The following is an 18,471-nucleotide window of genomic DNA, read 5'->3' on the forward strand; positions in this document are numbered from 1 at the left end:
GATACAACAATTCTAAAAACGCAGATGCTTCACGGTCTGGTGACTTTCAATCAGCTTCTGTAAGGAGTCGATACCCACTTTAAGATGGCGTTCCACAAATTTAGTGGTTACCTTTTTGTCGCTTTCTTCCGTTTTTACGCCTTCAGGCACCATTGGCTGATCAGATACCAGCAATAAAGCGCCGGTAGGGATCTTATTAAAGAAACCAACAGAAAAGATAGTGGCTGTTTCCATATCCACGGCCATTGCCCGTATTTTTTCCAGGTATTGTTTAAACGCGGCATCATGCTCCCATACGCGTCTGTTGGTGGTGTAGCAGGTGCCGGTCCAGTAATCGTAACCGGAATCACGGATAGTGGTGGAAATGGCCTTCTGCAAAGCAAATGCAGGCAGTGCGGGTACTTCCGGCGGGAAATAATCATTGCTGGTACCTTCCCCGCGGATAGCGGCGATAGGCAGTATGAGGTCGCCGATGTTATTCTTCTTTTTTAATCCGCCGCATTTACCGAGAAATAATACGGCTTTCGGGGAGATGGCAGACAACAGGTCCATCACGGTAGCAGCGCCCGGACTTCCCATACCAAAGTTGATAATGGTAATGTCGCCCGCAGTAGCGCACTGCATAGGCCGGCCTGCACCAACGATTTCCACGTTGTTCCATTCGGCAAACATTGTTACGTAATTACTGAAGTTGGTGAGGAGGATGTGGGAGCCAAATTGATCCAGTTTCTCACCCGTGTAGCGGGGCAGCCAGTTAGCTACAATTTCGTCTTTTGTCTTCATAGCTTTTTGACAAGCAAATATAAGGTTTTGTTCGCTAACCTCAATATTATCCTAATGTAACTATCTTCGCAGCAGTATTAAAATCAGTTATATCTTGATCGCTATCAGCTTCCCCCCACCCGATTTTAAAATTATGAAAGAAGGCAGCAAAGAACTCATCTTTGACCGCTTCCGTAAAAAATATGTGGTACTCACGCCGGAAGAGTGGGTAAGACAAAACTTTCTGAACTACCTGGTAAAAGTGCTGGAGTATCCTGCTTCCCTGATAGGTATTGAAAAGGAAATTTTTTTGGGAGAAATGAAAAAGCGGTACGACATCGTGATCTACAACCGTGCCACACAACCCTGGATGCTGGTGGAATGCAAAGAAATGAATGTGCCCCTCACCGAGCATACCATGCAGCAGGTGATCCGCTATAACATGGTGATCCCGGCTACTTACCTCGTGATCACCAACGGTGTGAACACTTTTTGCGGCAACTATGTGACGGCCGAAAATAAATGGCGGTTCCTGAACCAGCTGCCGGTATTTATATAAAAAAAGCCCCCGCATACACGGAGGCCCTTCTACAAAAATTATCTATCGCTGTGCATCAAGGGAAAATACCCAGTTGCTCGTAAGCAGCACCTACTTTATTAATGGCTACTACGTAAGCGGCTGTACGCATATCATGGATCTGCGGGTTAGCCATCATCACGTCGCGTACTTCATGGAGTGCAGCGTGCATGGTTTCTTCCAGGCCGGAATATACCAGGTCCACTTCATCCGCACCGTGCGCAATGAATTTCCTTTCTTTATCAGAAACGGTTTTGCCGGTCAGCTCTTCGATGGTTTGCAGGATATGAATGTTCATATTCTCATCGAAGCGTTTGCCCAAACGGCCATAACGCACGTGGCTGAGGTTTTTCAACCATTCGAAATAAGAAACGGTTACACCGCCGGCGTTCAGGAACATATCCGGAACAACGATCACGCCTTTCTTATTCAGAATTTCGTCGGCTTCCGGTGTTAAAGGACCATTGGCAGCTTCACCGATGATCTTTGCTTTAACGTTGGGAGCGTTGTGTTTATCAATTACATTTTCCAGGGCAGCAGGGATCAGGATTTCGCAATCCAGTTCCAGACCATCTGTATTTTTATTCAGGTTGGTAGCGCCGGCGAAGTTTACGATAGAACCGGTAGCTTTTTTGTGCATCAGTACTTCATCAGGATTCATACCCTGTTCGTTATAGATAGCACCATCCCACTCGATCAGGCAAATTACTTTAGCACCAGCTTCGTGGAAGTATTTGGCAGCGTGATAACCTACGTTACCCATACCCTGCACAATCACTCTTTTTCCTTCGATACCGGTAGTAAGACCGAGACGGTCCATATCTTCCTTGATGTTACACAGTTCGCGCAAGCCGTAGAATACTCCCAAACCGGTTGCTTCGGTACGACCGCGCACACCGCCCTGTGATACAGGTTTACCGGTAACACAACCATAACCATCTATTTCACCCGGGCGTAAGCTCATGTAAGTATCCAGGATCCAGCTCATTTCTCTTTCGCCGGTACCGTAATCGGGAGCGGGAACGTCTGTACCGGGTCCGATAAAGTTTTTCTTTACCAGTTCCGCGGTATAGCGACGGGTAATCGCTTCCAGCTGGAAGGGCGTATAGTTGCGGGGGTTAATTTTCAAACCACCTTTGGCACCACCAAACGGTACGTTTACAATGGCGCATTTGTAGGTCATCAGGGATGCCAGTGCCATTACTTCGTCCTGGTTTACTTCATCGCTGAAGCGGATACCACCTTTACAGGGAAGTTTATGATGTGAATGTTGTACGCGGTAAGCTTCAATTACCTGTACAGAATCGCCTATTCTCACCGGGAATTTAATCTGGTAAACGGCGTTGCAGGCCTTGATCTGCTCCAGGATACCTTTGTCCCATTTGGTGAATGCAGCTGCTTTGTCGAAGCTTTTCTCCACACTCTGGAAGAAGCTATAATGCTGATCTTGCGACATAAAAATTATTGTTTTGGTATAACGATTAGATTTTAAACGTTTTTGGGTTACTGATTTTTATCTTTTTCTTCCAGTTTACCGATCTTTCTGTCCAGATTGATAAGGAATAACACGATTCCCAGGAAAATGATCACTAAAACACCAACGATCACATAAATTTTATCGTTGCTGCGGAAGAATTCGTTGACCGGTCCTTTCTCTGTATTCTGCTGTTGTGCATTTGCCAGTACCGAAATGAATAGCAAGGCCAGGGTCAGGCAAAATGAAAACGCTCTATTGATCATTTAAAAATATTTTTAAGCTGTAATTTCCTATAACGTACTACCAGTGTGAATATCCACACACTCAGCAGGGTCCAGCCGATAAAGGCCGGGTACAACACCAGTTTCATGGAGCCATCAGTATCTTTTGATGCAAAGCCTGGTGTGGTAGCGCTTCCCGGATGCAGGGAATCCACCATGCGGGGAATGATGTAGGTTAATGGTATCAGCAATGCAAAGGCAAAAATGTTAAAAACTGCGGATATCCGTGCCCGTTTGTCGAGGTCATGTATCGACATGCGCAGCACCAGGTAAGCCATGTAGATAAGAATGGCGATGGCCGTGCACATCTGTTTGGGATCGTCTGTCAGCGTGCCTCCCCAGGTATAGGTAGCCCAGAGCGTACCCGTTGCAAATCCCAATACGCCAAAGAAAGTACCTATTCCGGCAGCGCTGGAGGCAAGTACATCTCTCTTTAAATCATATTTCGACAGATAAAGCAGGGAGTTGACAATAGATATGGTGTACATGGTATACATACATATCCACATCGGTACGTGAAAGAACAATCCGCGGGATGATTGTCCGTTGGTTCCTATTATAGGTATTTTAACAGTGAACCCGGCGATAATTACATATAAAAGAAGCAGTATCGCTAATGCTTTCCACCAATGTCTGGCCATTTTTTAATAGCTATATTCGGGGGCAAACCTACACGTTTTAAACCTAATCACAAAGATTTTCGGGGATTTTAAGTTTATCCAACGGCAGTAATTCCCCGTTAAATATCCTTTACAGAAGTGAGCTTTTTGTTTGATATTTCTAATATCAGTCTTTCCACAAAAAAGGGAAAAGGATCATTGTCAGGGCAATAACCAGTATATCCATTCCCCCGAGTAAGAGGAACATTTTAGGCAGCTCCGGCTGATATACCGTTACAAAGGCAGATAAAGAGATGTTGGCCAGCAGCATCAGCACCGGCATGATCAGCGGGAAACCCATTACCGCCATCAGGGCGGCATTATGATTGGCCTGGGCGGCAATAGCCGCCAGCATGGTAAACAGCAGGGAGATACTGGTACCGCCCAACAGCACCATGCCCACAAAATAAACGGGGTTGATGATGGGATTCCCCAGGAAAGCAATACTGCAAACCAATGCAATAATGCTCATAAGGGTCATCAATATCACATTATAGATCAGTTTGGCCGCAATAAAACAACGGGGATTCACCAGGGAATAGAAGTACAGGAGCCGGCCCCGGCTTTCCTGCATAAAACTTTTAGCGACCGCATTCACCGCTACAAACAGCTGTATCACCCAGAACAGGGCGTTCCATACTTTGTCGTCCGGTCTTCCCATCATCAGGTTGATAACAAAAACAGTAGACACGATATAGAGCAGTACCCCATAAAAAGCATACTGCTGGCGTAATTCCAGCGTAAGATCCTTTTTTACGAGGGTGAATGTCTGATGTATAGGATTGCTTTTTTTCATGATCAGGCGCAAAGATAGTTATTCACAATTAGCTTTCAGCCGTTAGTCATTTTTAAGTATATTTAGCCCCTCATTAAAAAATGACATCCCCATAGCAAAGGGGCCTTGTTAAAAGCAAACTGCTGATGAAGAAAATTCTGGTTGCCAATCGGGGAGAGATTGCATTACGTATCATGCGTTCTGCGCGGGAAATGGGTATAAAAACAGTGGCGGTATATTCCGAAGCTGATCGTACCATGCCTTTTGTACAATATGCAGATGAAGCCGTTTGCATTGGTCCTGCACCTTCCAATCAATCTTACCTGCTGGGCGAAAAAATAATTGCCGTGGCAAAAGAAACAGGAGCGGATGGCATTCACCCGGGGTATGGATTTTTGAGTGAAAACGCCCGCTTTGCGCAACAGGTAACTGATGCCGGCATTACCTTCATTGGGCCGTCTGCGGCTTCCATTGAGGTAATGGGTAGCAAGCTGGCTGCCAAACAGGCCGCACAGAAATTTGGCGTACCCATGGTGCCCGGCACAGAAACGCCTTTACGCAGTGTGGAAGAGGCAAGGGAGGTAGTAAAGAAAACAGGGTTCCCTATCCTGATCAAAGCATCCGCCGGAGGTGGCGGTAAAGGGATGAGGGTGGTAAATACACCTGAAGAACTGGATGAGCAGATCAGAATGGCTAAAAGTGAAGCCCTTAGCGCTTTTGGCGACGATGCTGTATTTATAGAGAAGTATGTGGGTTCGCCCCGCCATATAGAAATACAGGTACTGGGCGACCGCCACGGTAACTGTGTATATTTGTTTGAAAGGGAGTGTTCTATTCAAAGACGCCATCAGAAGCTGATTGAAGAGGCGCCGTCGTCCTGTCTTACACCGGCTATCCGCGCCGCTATGGGACAGTGTGCCGTAGATGTAGCCAAAGCCTGTAACTATTATGGCGCCGGCACCGTGGAGTTCCTGGTAGATGAACAACTGAACTTCTACTTCCTGGAAATGAATACCCGCCTGCAGGTAGAGCATCCGGTTACAGAGCTGATCACCGGCCTCGACCTCGTAAAAGAGCAGATTAAAATAGCCCGGGGAGAAAAACTGTCTTTTACCCAGGAAAGCCTGAAAATAAACGGTCATGCCATCGAACTGCGCATCTGCGCGGAAGATCCGGCCAATAACTTTCTGCCGGATACCGGTAAACTGGAAACCTATATCCGTCCGCAGGGTTACGGCGTAAGAGTGGATGACGGGTACGAGCAGGGAATGGATATTCCCATTTACTACGATCCTATGATTGCCAAGCTCATCGCCTGGGGCAGCAACCGGGAAGAAGCCCGGCTTCGCCTGATCCGCGCTATTGAGGAATACCAGGTAAAAGGGATTAAAACTACGCTGCCTTTCGGTAAATGGGCATTGCAGCAGCCGGCGTTCATTGAAGGTAATTTCGATACCAATTTTATCAATAAATACTTTACGCCACAGTCGCTGCTTACAAACGAAACAGATGTCAATAAACTGGCGGCTATCCTGGCTGCGTACGTATGGCAGCAAAACAACATAAATTTACAGGAAGCGGCTGTCAGCAGCAATCCACGTGAATCTGCCTGGAAAAAAAGGAATATGTTAAGATAAGCCAAAACAGTTGTTAACTTTCGTTAAAGTGTTTCCGAAAAAACCCGAAAACGCATAACTTTGCGCCAATTTTAATTATGTTACGTAACATCATATTACAGATCCTTCAGTTCTTTTACCAGCCCTTTTCGAAGGTGATGCCCTGGCAAACCTTTCGCTACCTCGCATGTGGCGGGGGCAATACTGTATTGGATATATGCCTGTATTATGTGTGTTATAATTTTGTATTGCACCAGCAGATGGTGCATCTCGGACCGGTTAGTATGAGCGCGCATATCGCCGCCCTCTTCATGTCAATGGCCGTTACCTTTCCCACCGGTTTCCTGCTCAGCAAATATGTAGTGTTCTCCGAATCCAATTTACGCGGACGCGTGCAATTGTTCCGTTACTTCATGCTGGTAGGGATCTGTATTGTACTGAACTATTTATTAATGAAGATATTTGTAGATCAGCTACACTTTTATGCCACCGTAGGTAAGATATGTACTACCGCGCTGGTGGTAACTTTCAGCTATCTTACCCAGAAGAAATTTACCTTTAAAGTAAAACAACAGGCATAAAGAAAAAGGAAGGTCGCTGACCTTCCTTTTTCTTTATTATAATTATACGTTCTCGTAATAACAGTGCCTGCATCTCGGCTCATACAGATCTTTCTCCCCCAGCAACAACGTTTCTTTCGACGCCGATTTACGGTAAGAGTAATTGGCAATATGACCGCACTTTACACAGATGGCGTGTAACTTCGTAATATAATCTGCCTTTGCCAGCAGGAAGGGCATTTGCCCAAACGGTTTCCCTGTAAAATCCATATCCAGCCCGGCAATGATAACACGTACCCCGCGAAGCGCCAGCTGATCACATACATTTGGCAACTCATCATCAAAAAACTGGGCCTCATCAATACCCACCACATCTACTTCCTGGGCCAGCAGCAGTATTTGCTGGGAATTTTCTATCGGCGTGGAAATGATCTTATTTTCATCGTGGGAAGTAATATTGCCTTCATCATACCGGGTATCTACCGCAGGCTTGAATATTTCCACTTTTAAATTGGCGATACGTACCCGTTTGAGCCGGCGGATCAGTTCCTCGGTTTTTCCCGAAAACATAGAGCCGCAAATTACTTCAATCCAGCCCCTCCGCCCTCCTGCAAGAGAAGGTTCAATAAACATATTATACTAATTTGATTACTAATTAATTAAAATATTCTAATTTTATGAAAATAAAATAATTTCTATCACTAACCCGTTAACAATTAAGGCATGGAAAAAATTAATGCATTAATTGAAAAACTACAGGAATTAAAAAATTCCGGGGCTGAGCTTTCTGCAATTTCGTATTACGCGCAATTGCTCCAGGCAGAGGTGCTGCATGCACGTAACAAGCTACATCAGCAACAGGTGCAATCCACGCAGGGAAATATTGCGGTGATCATGCCGGCACAACAACCGGTAACCGTACCTGCACCGGCAGCAACTGCGCCGCAAACTACAACATTACCTTCAAATAAACCGGCGGAAGCACCAGTTGCCGCCGCGGAACCTGAAGATATCAATACCCGCGCAGCCAGGCTAAACGATACGCCTACCCGTAACACGGTAATCCTTACGGAAGATATTAATGGCCGGGCGTCCAGAGCGGAGGAACTTCCGGCTGCTAAACCGGCTGAAGCGCCCAAACCTGTAGAAACACCAACAACACCGTTGGAAACGCCTATGGCAGCAGTACCTCCGGCGGCCGACCTGGTACCTCCCAAACCGGAACCGGTTGTTACAGCGCAACCTATCCCTACACTGGCGGTTAACCAGCCTCCTGTGGAAAAACCCAAACCCGGACAGGCAGCCACCCTGTTTGATGATATACCACCGGTAAAAAATACAGCGCCCGTTACCAACAACGGCGAGCTTAGAAAAGATCTCAATGAACTTGTTGGCAGCAACGGCACTTCACTGAACGACCGTTTGCGGCAACAACAGGTAGAAGTAGCGCAGAAACTCGGGGAGATGCCCATTAATGACCTGCGGCAGGCCATTGGCATCAACGAAAAATACCAGTTTATACAGGAGCTGTTCCGGGGCGACCGGGACCTGTACGAACGTTCCATTAAAACCATCAATGAATGTGGTAACCTCCAGGAAGCAGATTACTGGATCCAGCGTGAAATAAAAATTATACAGGGATGGGAAGATGACCATCACCTGGTGCAGCACTTCTATTCGTTGCTCAGAAAGCGTTTCTCCTGAATATAATTTAATACCTTTTGAGTAGCACCCGTATTGGCAGCTACATAATTTCCGGCGATGGCGGCAGTTTTGGCGTAAGCCTCCCTGTCGGCCAGGAGCCGTTCCATCTGGGTGTGGAGATTTCTGTAATTATGAACCACCAACGCACCACCCGCTGCCACCAGTTCTACGGCTTCGAAGTATTTTCCAAACTCCGGCCCTATGATCACCGGTTTGCTGTAAGCCGCCGGCTCCAGTATGTTATGTATGCCGTCTTTCCCAAAGCCACCTCCCACATAGGTGATAACCGCATAGCGGTAGAGGGTGGTGAGCATCCCAATATTATCTATGATCAGTACGTCGCCCGGCCTGCTATTCCCGTTCTTCAGTTCTGAAAAGCGCTGCGCGCCGGGAAACAATGCCAGCACCGATTGAATATGGCTGTCGTCAATTTCATGTGGTGCGAGGATCAGCTTTATGTCTGTTTCTTCCTTTTCTTTCCACCAGTCGCTCAATATCTTTTCATCGGCTGGCCAGGTACTACCGGCAACGACCAATCGCTTTTCGCCGGAAAAAATGGAAATTTCAGGCAATTCCCGGTGTTCATTGAGCAATGCGGCTACCCGGTCGAACCGCGTATCACCGCTGATACTGCTATTTTGCAGCCCGATGCCGCGAAGTAATTGGAGCGACGCTTCATTTTGTACAAATATATGTGTCAACTGCTGCAGGAGACCACGGAACATACCGCCATAGCCCTTAAAGAACACCTGGTCGGGGCGGAAGATGCCTGATACCAGCAGTGTAGGAATATTCCGTTGGTGCAGGGTAGTCAGGTAGTGATACCAGAATTCGTATTTTATGAAGATAGCCAGGGCGGGCTGTACAATATCCAGGAAATCCCGGGCGTTGCCGCGGGTATCCAGGGGCAGGTAACAAACATAATCGGCGCCTTTATAGTCTTTCCGGACCTCGTACCCCGAAGGCGAAAAAAAAGTTAACAAAATTTTATACGAGGGCCAGGCAGCACGGATAGCTTCCAGGACCGGCCTTCCCTGCTCAAATTCGCCCAGGGAGGCAGCATGGATCCATACTACCGGCTGCGAGCCGATTCCGTTCTTCCGCATACGCGACTGCCAATGCTGCCGGCCTTCCAGCCAGCGCCTGGCTTTGGTTTTACCTGCCAGTGCGGCCAGGTACACTCCCGCTTTATATAACTGAAGCCCTGCATTATAAATTCCTGTTGCTATCATTCGCCTGCGTACTTTTACTTAATTTTCAGTTGAATGCAAAGATAATCCCCAGCCAATCCCAAAATTTGTAAATTTGCACACTTTAAACAAAATAAAAATATACGATCATATGGTTCCTATTCAGATGGTAGACTTGAAACGCCAGTATACGAAGATTAAATCACAGGTAGATGCAGCCATCGGCGAAGTGCTGGATAGTTCCGCTTTTATTAATGGTGGCGCGGTTCAGAAGTTTAGCAGTGAATTGCAGTCGTACCTGAACGTAAAGCATGTGATTCCCTGTGCAAATGGTACGGATGCGCTTCAAATTGCCATGATGGCGCTCGGACTGGAACCAGGCGATGAAGTAATAACCCCCTCATTTACCTTTATAGCGACCGCAGAAGTAATTGCCTTGCTGCAACTGAAACCCGTTTTTGTGGATGTAGATCCCCGGACATACTGCGTGGATGTAGCTGCCATAGAAAAAGCAATTACTCCTAAAACCAAAGCCATAGTGCCAGTGCATTTGTACGGTCATGTAACGGATATGGAACCATTGATGGCATTAGCCGCAAAACATAAGCTGTATGTAATTGAAGATAATGCCCAGGCTATTGGCGCTGATTATACTTTTAGTGACGGCACAAAGAAAAAGGCCGGCGCTATTGGTCATATTGGCTGTACCTCTTTCTTCCCATCCAAAAACCTGGGTTGCTATGGAGATGGCGGCGCAATTTTCACCAACGACGACGAGCTGGCGGCAAAAATCCGCATGGTAGCCAATCATGGGCAGTCGGCACGTTATTATCATGATGTGGTAGGTTGCAACTCCCGTCTTGATTCCGTACAGGCAGCTGTATTACGCATTAAACTTCCATTACTGGATGAATATATTACGGCACGCCGTGCGGTGGCAGATGCTTATGATGCTGCATTTGCAGATATGCCACAGATAACAACACCTTATCGCGCTCCTTACAGCTATCATGTATTTCATCAGTATACGCTGCAATTAAACAGCGCTGATAGAAACGAGCTGCAGAAATACCTGGCAGAAAAAGAAGTACCTGCCATGATCTATTATCCTGTTCCTGCCCACCGCCAGAAAATGTTCGAGCATTTCGGTGGCGCAGCCTTTAATCTCCCCGTAACCGATAGTCTCACCACAAAGGTGATTTCCTTGCCAATACACACTGAAATGGATCCCGATCAGCTGGAGCATATTATCCAGTCAGTTAAATCATTTTTAAAATAATTACCCCGCATGAAAATTACAGTAGTAGGAACTGGTTATGTAGGTCTTGTAACCGGGACATGTTTTGCCGAAACAGGAAATGACGTCACTTGTGTAGACATTGACGCCAACAAAGTAAAAAAGCTTTCTTCAGGTCAGATTACTATTTATGAGCCTGGGCTGGAAAAACTATTTGAACGCAATCTCAAAGAGGAACGTTTGTTCTTTACAACCAGCCTGGAAGAAGGTATTAAAGATGCCGAAGTAATCTTCCTGGCATTGCCTACTCCGCCGGGAGCAGACGGAGCTGCAGACCTTTCCTTTGTGCTGAACGTAGCAGCCCACCTGGGTAAAATTATGACAGACTACAAGGTAATTGTAGACAAAAGCACCGTACCGGTGGGTACTGCGGAAAAAGTAACCGCCGCCATCGCGCAAAATTGCAAAACCCCGTTTGATGTGGTTTCCAACCCTGAATTTTTGCGTGAAGGCGTGGCTGTAGATGACTTCATGAAACCAGACAGAGTTGTAATTGGTACCATGTCTGAAAGAGCGCGCAAAGTAATGGGAGAACTATATGCTCCTTTTGTAAGACAAGGAAATCCTATCCTGTTCATGGATGAAAAATCAGCGGAGCTTACCAAGTACGCTGCCAATTCTTTCCTGGCCACAAAAATTTCCTTCATGAATGAAATTGCGGTGCTGTGTGAAAAGCTCGGTGCAGATGTGGATATGGTACGCAGGGGTATTGGTAGCGATGACCGTATCGGCAAGCGTTTTCTTTTCCCCGGCATCGGTTACGGCGGCAGCTGTTTCCCGAAAGACGTACAGGCATTGGTAAAATCATCCCAGGATGCACAGTATGAATTTAAGATACTGAATGCCGTAATGGATGTAAATGAGAATCAGAAACTGTTCCTTCTCCCGAAAATAAAAAGTTTCTTTAAAAACGATCTGAAGGGCAAACACTTTGCACTGTGGGGCCTTGCCTTCAAACCTAATACAGATGATATCCGGGAAGCGCCGGCATTATACATCATTGAAGCACTGCTGGCCGAAGGCGCTACTGTAAGCGTTTTTGATCCGGAAGCTATGGCAAATGTAAAGCAGGTAGTGGGAGATAAAATTATTTACGCCGAGCATCAATATACCTGCCTGGAAAACGCTGATGCCCTGATCATTGCTACTGAATGGAGCGTATTCAGGACTCCTGACTTTCATAAAATTTCAGCCAGTCTTAAAAATCAGGCTATTTTTGACGGCAGAAATCTTTTTGAAGTGTCCCGCATGAAAGAACTTGGCTATCATTATGAAAGTGTAGGGCGTATACCAGCAATATTGTAACTATTTATAACAACAACATGGAAAAGAAAAAAATACTTATTGCCGGTGCCGCCGGATTTCTTGGCTCCCACCTTTGCGATCGCTTTATAAAAGAAGGCTTTCATGTGATTGGCATGGACAACCTCCTTACCGGCAATATCAAAAATATCGAACATCTTTTTCCTTTGCCGGAATTTGAATACTATCACCACGATGTTACCAAGTTTGTACATATTCCGGGAAAGCTGGACTACATATTGAACTTTGCCTCTCCGGCCAGTCCGATCGATTACCTGAAGATGCCTATCCAGACACTGAAAGTAGGATCACTGGGAACGCATAACCTGCTGGGACTGGCAAAAGAAAAAAAGGCGCGTATCCTCGTGGCTTCCACATCTGAAGTGTATGGCGATCCAAACGTGCATCCGCAACCGGAAGAATACTGGGGAAATGTAAATCCAGTAGGCCCCAGGGGAGTATATGACGAAGCCAAAAGGTTCCTCGAATCTATTACGATGGCTTATCATAATTTCCACGGCGTAGAAACACGTATCATCCGCATCTTCAATACTTACGGTCCACGTATGCGACTCAATGACGGCCGTGCACTGCCCGCATTCATGAGCCAGGCGCTGAATGGCCAGGACCTCACGGTATTTGGTGATGGCAGCCAGACCCGCTCATTTTGTTATGTAGATGACCTGGTAGAAGGCATCTATCGTTTATTGTTAAGCGATTACCATCTGCCTGTTAACATCGGTAATCCGCAGGAAATCACACTGAACCAGTTTGCGGAAGAAATTATCGCGTTAACGGGTTCAAAACAAAAAATTGTTTATCATCCGTTACCAAAAGATGATCCGAAACAACGTCAGCCTGATATTACCAAAGCCCGGACCCTGTTGGGTTGGGAGCCGAAAGTAGGCAGACAGGAAGGGTTAAAGATCACTTATGAATATTTTAAAGAAGCCTTATTAAAATAAAACTTTTCTCAGGAATGAAGCGAAAACTATTAATTACAGGCGGCGCCGGCTTTATTGGTTCACATGTGGTACGGTTATTTGTCAATAAGTATCCCGATTACCAGATTGTAAATCTCGATGCCCTGACGTATGCCGGTAACCTGGAAAATCTGACAGATGTAAAAGATAAACCGAATTACATTTTTGAGAAAGGTGATATCACGGAAGAATCCTTTGTTGATGCGCTTTTTGCTAAATATCAGTTCGACGGCGTTATTCACCTGGCTGCAGAAAGCCATGTAGACCGCTCCATTATGGACCCGCTGGCATTTATCAAAACAAATGTATTAGGTACGGCAGTATTGCTGAACAATGCACGGAAACACTGGAAAGATGACATGAACGGGAAGCTTTTCTATCATGTATCTACCGATGAAGTGTACGGATCACTGGGAGATGAAGGATTTTTCCTTGAAACCACCGCCTATGATCCACGTTCGCCCTACTCCGCTTCAAAAGCCAGTTCGGATCATTTTGTAATGGCTTATTATCATACCTATCACTTACCTGCTGTTATATCCAATTGTTCCAATAACTACGGCTCTCATCATTTCCCTGAAAAGCTGATACCACTGGCTATTCACAATATCAAAAATAGTAAGCCGGTACCTGTTTACGGAAAAGGTGAAAATATACGCGACTGGTTATATGTAAACGACCACGCACGCGCAATTGACACCATTTTCCATCATGGAAAAGTAGGTGAAACCTACAATGTAGGCGGATTCAATGAGTGGAAAAATATTGACCTGATTCAGTTACTGTGTAAAATCATGGATAAGAAACTGGGCCGTCCCGAAGGTACTTCTGCCCAGCTGATCACTTTTGTAAAAGACAGGGCCGGACACGATCTCCGCTACGCTATTGATGCTACCAAGCTCAATAAAGAACTGGGTTGGGAACCCTCTCTCCAGTTTGAAGAAGGGCTGGAAAAAACGGTTGACTGGTACCTGGCAAATGAAACCTGGCTCAACAACGTTACCAGTGGAAACTATCAACAATATTATAACGAACAATATCAAAAAAGATAGCGATGAACGGTTGGCTTTTAAGCCGACCGCTCACAGCTTATAGTTATCGCACATGCCTTTTCAACAAACCGGAATACCCGATCTGTTAATTTACGAGCCAAAAGTTTTTGGCGATCATCGTGGTTATTTTTTCGAAAGCTATAACGCCAGCACCTTCAGCGCGGAAGGTATTGAGTACAAATTTGTACAGGACAACCAGGCACGTTCCACCTATGGTGTGCTACGCGGACTGCATTACCAACTGGAGCCTTATGCCCAAACGAAACTGGTAAGGGTACTGGAAGGAAGCATTATTGATGCCGTAGTAGACATCCGCAAAGGATCTCCTACTTACGGGAAATCTTTTGCAATTGAGTTAAGCGCCAGCAATAAATTGCAGCTACTGGTGCCTAAAGGATTTGCGCATGGCTATGCAGTGATCAGTGAAACAGCAGAAGTAATGTACAAATGTGATAACTTCTACCATAAAGGCAGCGAAGGGGGGATTATCTATAACGATCCCGCCCTGGGCATCGACTGGGGCATCAACCTCGATGATGCGGTAGTTTCAGACAAAGACCTGATCCTGCCCACACTTGCAGAGATTCAACATAATTTTATTTTTAACAGCTGATCATTTGCTATGAAGAATATTCTTGTTACCGGCGGAAACGGCCAATTAGGACAAGCCCTGCAAAAAGTGGCAGGCGATTATCCGCAATTCAACCTGTTATATACCGATTACCAGGACCTGGATATCACTGACGCGGATGCCCTGGCAGCTTATTTTTCCGCTCAGCAGATCGATGCCTGTATCAACTGTGCCGCCTATACTGCAGTAGATAAAGCAGAAGAAGATGAAGACAAAGCGTTCCTGCTGAATTTCCAGGCAGTATTAAGCCTGGCGGAAATATGCGCCCAGCATAATGCCCAGCTGCTGCATATTTCCACGGATTACGTATTCAGCGGAAAACAAAATGTACCTTATAAAGAAACCGACGAAACTGATCCGGAAAGCATCTACGGCGCTTCCAAAGTGCGTGGTGAAGCCGCTGCTGCCGGTTATAACCCGGACACTATTATACTCCGCACCTCCTGGCTCTACTCCGAATTCGCAGTTAACTTTGTTAAAAGAATGCAGCAGCTGATGCAGGAAAAACAGGAACTGAATGTTGTTTTTGATCAAACCGGCACTCCTACTTATGCAGGCGACCTGGCAAAAACGATCCTGGATGTATTGCAGTATAAATCAGCCAATCCGGATGCAGCCATCGGTGGCGTATATCATTACAGCAACGAGGGTGTGACCAGCTGGTTCGACTTTGCAGTGACCATTAAAGAAATGACCAACGCCACTACTGCTATATACCCCGTTACTTCCGATAAGTATAAAACGGCCGCTAAACGCCCGGCATACAGCGTATTAAACAAGGAAAAAATCAAAAGCACTTTTGGCATTACTATCCCCTACTGGAGAGACAGTCTGGCCAAATGCCTCAAGAACATCTAAGCGGAGGTTGTCTTTCTCAGGATTACCCTGATTTTACGGATTAGCTTTTTGTGATTTGGGAGATTGGAGTGGATATTTGAAGATTGACTGGGGGATGCTTCATTTATACTTAGCAGATGCTTTGCAGATACTTAGCAGATACTTAATACATGGAGATTCCCCGGAGGGGACGTGGAGGGGACGTGGACTTGATCATGGAACCCTTTACTACAGAGCATTACAGGCGAAAAGATACAGGGGGTTTATGCGGGCACTGCCATATAAAACTGACATCCTGGCAAAAATAAGTGAGCGGTATTCAATAAATCATTGCCGTTAAATGCCGCTCACCTTTTTTAATTATTTTAGGGATAGCGATGATAAAAGCCTTTTAACTTCACTGAATTTTCCGGAAATCATACAAAAAACGAAAATAAACCAATTCTCCAGAGAAAATATCAATACCCGGATTAAAATCTCACCAATGCACTAATCTTCTCAAATCCCTCCATAATCACAAAAGTTAATCAGTAAAATCAGGGGAATCCTGAGAAAGACAACCTCCGCGAAAATCACAAAAAGTAACCAGGGGTTCTTTTTATTTCTTCAGCGCAGTGATCATTGTTCCTCCCATGTTTTTTCCATCTTTACTGGAGGAGGTTTTCACCGGTCCGAAATCAGGGGCAAACCATTCTATGGCACTGAGTTTCATCGGAATCCCCTGCCCCATCATTTTCATCTCGAAATTAATATCATAGGCAATTTTGAAGCAATCCCAGCTGCCTGCGGGTGTGGTTACCTTTTCCTTTCCGAGCACTTTTCTATTGCTGATCACATAACTGATCCCCATCTCCATTCCTTTCACATTACCGTTCATTTCAAAGGTACCACCTGGTAGTTCTTGTCCGGCGTGCATTCCGGAGGGATAATCAAGAAAAGAGGCGTTGGTTTTGCCTTCCATTTTCATGTCTTTCATCTGAGGCATCGAGGGAACGCTCATCTTCATGTCTATGGCCACGCCGTTTCCAGTGCATTTAAATTGCCCGGTGCCAGAGGTTACCTGCTTATTGCTTTTATCGTAAAAAGTATTGGTGAAGTCAGACACGGTGCCAGCCCCATCTTTACGCACATTTGTGACCTTGTAAATGGTTTTCCCGCTGGCCACGCCTTTCGCATCCAGGATGGTCATTTCAATTTCCGCGTTGTTAAGCAGGTAATAGTACCCTTTGCAATCCTGCGCCAGTACCGGTATCGCAAAACATAGTGCCACTAAAAAAACGAGTGCTTTTTTCATAATATTTTGTTTGGGGTAAGAAAGAATATGATCACATCTGTATCTCTAACCGGCAGCAGGTGCAAACGGCCGGTCTTCTTTATAAATTTACATAGATATTTGTAATACCAGCCGGAATCCTTAAAATGGGCGAATCCTGCGAATTTTATGTAGGTTTGCAAAAATTGTTATTAAAATCATGAATCTGATAGAAGAACTGCGCTGGCGGGGTATGCTACAGGATATGATGCCTGGCACGGAAGAGCAACTGAAAAAGGAAATGACCACTGCTTATATTGGTTTTGATCCCACCGCAGAGTCGTTACACATCGGTAGCCTGGTACCCATCCTGTTACTGGTGCACCTGCAAAAGGCAGGACATAAGCCCCTGGCGTTGGTGGGCGGCGCTACCGGCATGGTAGGCGACCCCTCCTTTAAAGCGGAAGAACGGAAAATGCTGGACCTGGATACCCTGCAGAAGAATGTAGCCGGTATCAGAGCCCAGCTGGAACGCTTCCTAGATTTTGATCCTGCCAAGCCAAACGCAGCTGAGATGGTGAATAACTTCGACTGGTTCCAACATATTTCCTTCCTCGATTTTATTCGTGATACCGGTAAACACATCACCGTTAACTATATGATGGCCAAAGATTCCGTTAAGAAAAGGATCGAAGGCGACAACGGGATGTCATTCACTGAATTTACCTACCAACTGATACAGGGTTACGATTTCTATCATTTGTATACTGTTAAAAACTGTAAACTGCAGATGGGTGGCTCAGATCAGTGGGGTAATATTGTTACCGGTACAGAACTGATCCGCCGTAAAGCCGGTGGAGAGGCATTCGCATTTACCTGCCCGCTCATAAAAAAAGCAGATGGCACTAAATTCGGTAAAACAGAACAGGGAACGGTATGGCTGGATTCCAGGCGGACTTCTCCTTATATGTTCTACCAGTTCTGGCTGAATACTACAGACGTAGATGCAGAAAGCTATATTAAGATATTTACTTTCATGGAACAACCGGAAGTAGATGAACTGATTGCCAAACACCGCGAGGCGCCACACTTACGCCAGTTACAACAAAGGCTTGCAAAAGAAGTCACTATTTTTATACACGGAGAAGAAAGCTATGAATTTGCAGTAAAAGCTTCTTCCCTGCTTTTCAGCAACGATACTGCTGAACTGCTGGTGTCTCTCACAGAAGAGCAACTCCTCGATGTAATGGACGGTGTACCACAATTTGAGGTAGCTAAAGCCGACCTCGAAACCGGGAAAGATGTAGTAAGCCTGCTGGCGGAAACCGGTATTTTCCCCAGTAAGGGAGAAGCCCGCAAAACGGTGCAGGGCGGCGGCGTGAGTATGAATAAAAATAAAATAGAAGGTATAGAAACCGTAATCAATACCAATGCTTTACTGCGTGATAAGTATATTCTCTTTCAGAAAGGAAAGAAGAACTATTATCTCGTAAAAGCAGTATAAAATTAGGCTTAT

Annotated in this window: 19 protein-coding genes; 11 read left to right on the forward strand and 8 right to left on the reverse strand. The window is 45.7% G+C overall.

The window, feature by feature from the left end:
- Positions 1-12: 12 nt before the first annotated feature.
- Positions 13-783 carry an AMP nucleosidase gene (locus PV783_RS29755; RefSeq protein WP_079470853.1) on the reverse strand — a complete coding sequence of 257 codons (771 nt, stop codon included), beginning with the start codon at positions 781-783 and terminating at the stop codon, positions 13-15.
- A 94-nt stretch (positions 784-877) separates the two neighbouring features.
- On the opposite strand from PV783_RS29755, the gene PV783_RS29760 reads away from it, so the two are divergent.
- A complete protein-coding gene (locus PV783_RS29760) occupies positions 878-1,321 on the forward strand; it encodes a type I restriction enzyme HsdR N-terminal domain-containing protein (protein ID WP_420990582.1) in 444 nt (147 codons plus the stop codon).
- 55 nt (positions 1,322-1,376) lie between these two features.
- Here the strand turns inward: PV783_RS29760 and PV783_RS29765 are convergent, their stop codons facing one another.
- The 4 genes from PV783_RS29765 to PV783_RS29780 form a co-directional block, all read right to left on the reverse strand.
- Entirely contained in the window at positions 1,377-2,795 is a 1,419-nt protein-coding gene (locus PV783_RS29765; RefSeq protein ID WP_079470855.1) for a Glu/Leu/Phe/Val family dehydrogenase, read from the reverse strand.
- A gap of 47 nt (positions 2,796-2,842) precedes the next feature.
- Positions 2,843-3,079: a CcmD family protein gene (locus PV783_RS29770; RefSeq protein WP_079470856.1), complete on the reverse strand. Its 237-nt coding sequence runs from the start codon at positions 3,077-3,079 to the stop codon at positions 2,843-2,845.
- The gene (gene ccsA / locus PV783_RS29775; protein WP_079470857.1) at positions 3,076-3,738 is read right to left on the reverse strand and encodes a cytochrome c biogenesis protein CcsA; all 663 of its coding nucleotides are present in this window, start codon (positions 3,736-3,738) and stop codon (positions 3,076-3,078) included. The genes PV783_RS29770 and ccsA overlap by 4 nt, the downstream gene beginning before the upstream one ends.
- A gap of 145 nt (positions 3,739-3,883) precedes the next feature.
- Positions 3,884-4,552, reverse strand: a complete 669-nt coding sequence (locus PV783_RS29780) for a heme exporter protein CcmB (protein ID WP_079470858.1) — start codon at positions 4,550-4,552, stop codon at positions 3,884-3,886.
- A gap of 125 nt (positions 4,553-4,677) precedes the next feature.
- On the opposite strand from PV783_RS29780, the gene accC reads away from it, so the two are divergent.
- Both accC and PV783_RS29790 read left to right on the forward strand, forming a co-directional pair.
- Positions 4,678-6,168 (forward strand): acetyl-CoA carboxylase biotin carboxylase subunit, encoded by a 1,491-nt coding sequence (accC, locus tag PV783_RS29785; protein ID WP_420990583.1) that lies wholly within the window; start codon positions 4,678-4,680, stop codon positions 6,166-6,168.
- A gap of 77 nt (positions 6,169-6,245) precedes the next feature.
- On the forward strand, positions 6,246-6,728 hold the full coding sequence (locus PV783_RS29790) for a GtrA family protein (RefSeq protein ID WP_079470860.1): 483 nt from the start codon (positions 6,246-6,248) through the stop codon (positions 6,726-6,728).
- 42 nt (positions 6,729-6,770) lie between these two features.
- Here PV783_RS29790 and PV783_RS29795 read toward each other — a convergent pair whose 3' ends face one another.
- Positions 6,771-7,340 (reverse strand): thymidine kinase, encoded by a 570-nt coding sequence (locus PV783_RS29795; RefSeq protein WP_079470861.1) that lies wholly within the window; start codon positions 7,338-7,340, stop codon positions 6,771-6,773.
- Between the two features lie 90 nt (positions 7,341-7,430).
- On the opposite strand from PV783_RS29795, the gene PV783_RS29800 reads away from it, so the two are divergent.
- Positions 7,431-8,411 carry a hypothetical protein gene (locus tag PV783_RS29800; RefSeq protein WP_420990584.1) on the forward strand — a complete coding sequence of 327 codons (981 nt, stop codon included), beginning with the start codon at positions 7,431-7,433 and terminating at the stop codon, positions 8,409-8,411.
- On the opposite strand, the gene PV783_RS29805 is transcribed toward PV783_RS29800, so the two are convergent.
- A complete protein-coding gene (locus PV783_RS29805) occupies positions 8,381-9,643 on the reverse strand; it encodes a 3-deoxy-D-manno-octulosonic acid transferase (RefSeq protein ID WP_420990585.1) in 1,263 nt (420 codons plus the stop codon). The genes PV783_RS29800 and PV783_RS29805 overlap by 31 nt on opposite strands.
- A 109-nt stretch (positions 9,644-9,752) precedes the next feature.
- Between PV783_RS29805 and PV783_RS29810 the strand changes: the two genes are divergently transcribed.
- The 6 genes from PV783_RS29810 to rfbD are packed head-to-tail and all read left to right on the forward strand — an operon-like array spanning position 9,753 to position 15,724.
- Positions 9,753-10,880: a DegT/DnrJ/EryC1/StrS family aminotransferase gene (locus PV783_RS29810; RefSeq protein WP_420990586.1), complete on the forward strand. Its 1,128-nt coding sequence runs from the start codon at positions 9,753-9,755 to the stop codon at positions 10,878-10,880.
- 9 nt (positions 10,881-10,889) lie between these two features.
- Positions 10,890-12,203 (forward strand): UDP-glucose dehydrogenase family protein, encoded by a 1,314-nt coding sequence (locus tag PV783_RS29815; RefSeq protein ID WP_420990587.1) that lies wholly within the window; start codon positions 10,890-10,892, stop codon positions 12,201-12,203.
- Between the two features lie 17 nt (positions 12,204-12,220).
- The gene (locus tag PV783_RS29820; RefSeq protein WP_079470866.1) at positions 12,221-13,165 is read left to right on the forward strand and encodes a UDP-glucuronic acid decarboxylase family protein; all 945 of its coding nucleotides are present in this window, start codon (positions 12,221-12,223) and stop codon (positions 13,163-13,165) included.
- A 14-nt stretch (positions 13,166-13,179) separates the two neighbouring features.
- Positions 13,180-14,235 (forward strand): dTDP-glucose 4,6-dehydratase, encoded by a 1,056-nt coding sequence (gene rfbB, locus PV783_RS29825; protein WP_079470867.1) that lies wholly within the window; start codon positions 13,180-13,182, stop codon positions 14,233-14,235.
- A gap of 52 nt (positions 14,236-14,287) precedes the next feature.
- The gene (rfbC, locus tag PV783_RS29830; protein WP_079471007.1) at positions 14,288-14,848 is read left to right on the forward strand and encodes a dTDP-4-dehydrorhamnose 3,5-epimerase; all 561 of its coding nucleotides are present in this window, start codon (positions 14,288-14,290) and stop codon (positions 14,846-14,848) included.
- 9 nt (positions 14,849-14,857) lie between these two features.
- On the forward strand, positions 14,858-15,724 hold the full coding sequence (gene rfbD / locus PV783_RS29835; protein ID WP_079470868.1) for a dTDP-4-dehydrorhamnose reductase: 867 nt from the start codon (positions 14,858-14,860) through the stop codon (positions 15,722-15,724).
- Positions 15,725-16,301: 577 nt separating this feature from the next.
- Here rfbD and PV783_RS29840 read toward each other — a convergent pair.
- Positions 16,302-16,997: a hypothetical protein gene (locus PV783_RS29840; RefSeq protein ID WP_420990588.1), complete on the reverse strand. Its 696-nt coding sequence runs from the start codon at positions 16,995-16,997 to the stop codon at positions 16,302-16,304.
- Positions 16,998-17,175: 178 nt separating this feature from the next.
- On the opposite strand from PV783_RS29840, the gene tyrS reads away from it, so the two are divergent.
- The gene (gene tyrS / locus PV783_RS29845; RefSeq protein ID WP_079470870.1) at positions 17,176-18,459 is read left to right on the forward strand and encodes a tyrosine--tRNA ligase; all 1,284 of its coding nucleotides are present in this window, start codon (positions 17,176-17,178) and stop codon (positions 18,457-18,459) included.
- Positions 18,460-18,471: the final 12 nt, after the last annotated feature.

The sequence above is a fragment of the Chitinophaga sp. CC14 genome (assembly GCF_048957795.1).
GTDB classification, from domain to species: domain Bacteria; phylum Bacteroidota; class Bacteroidia; order Chitinophagales; family Chitinophagaceae; genus Chitinophaga; species Chitinophaga ginsengisegetis.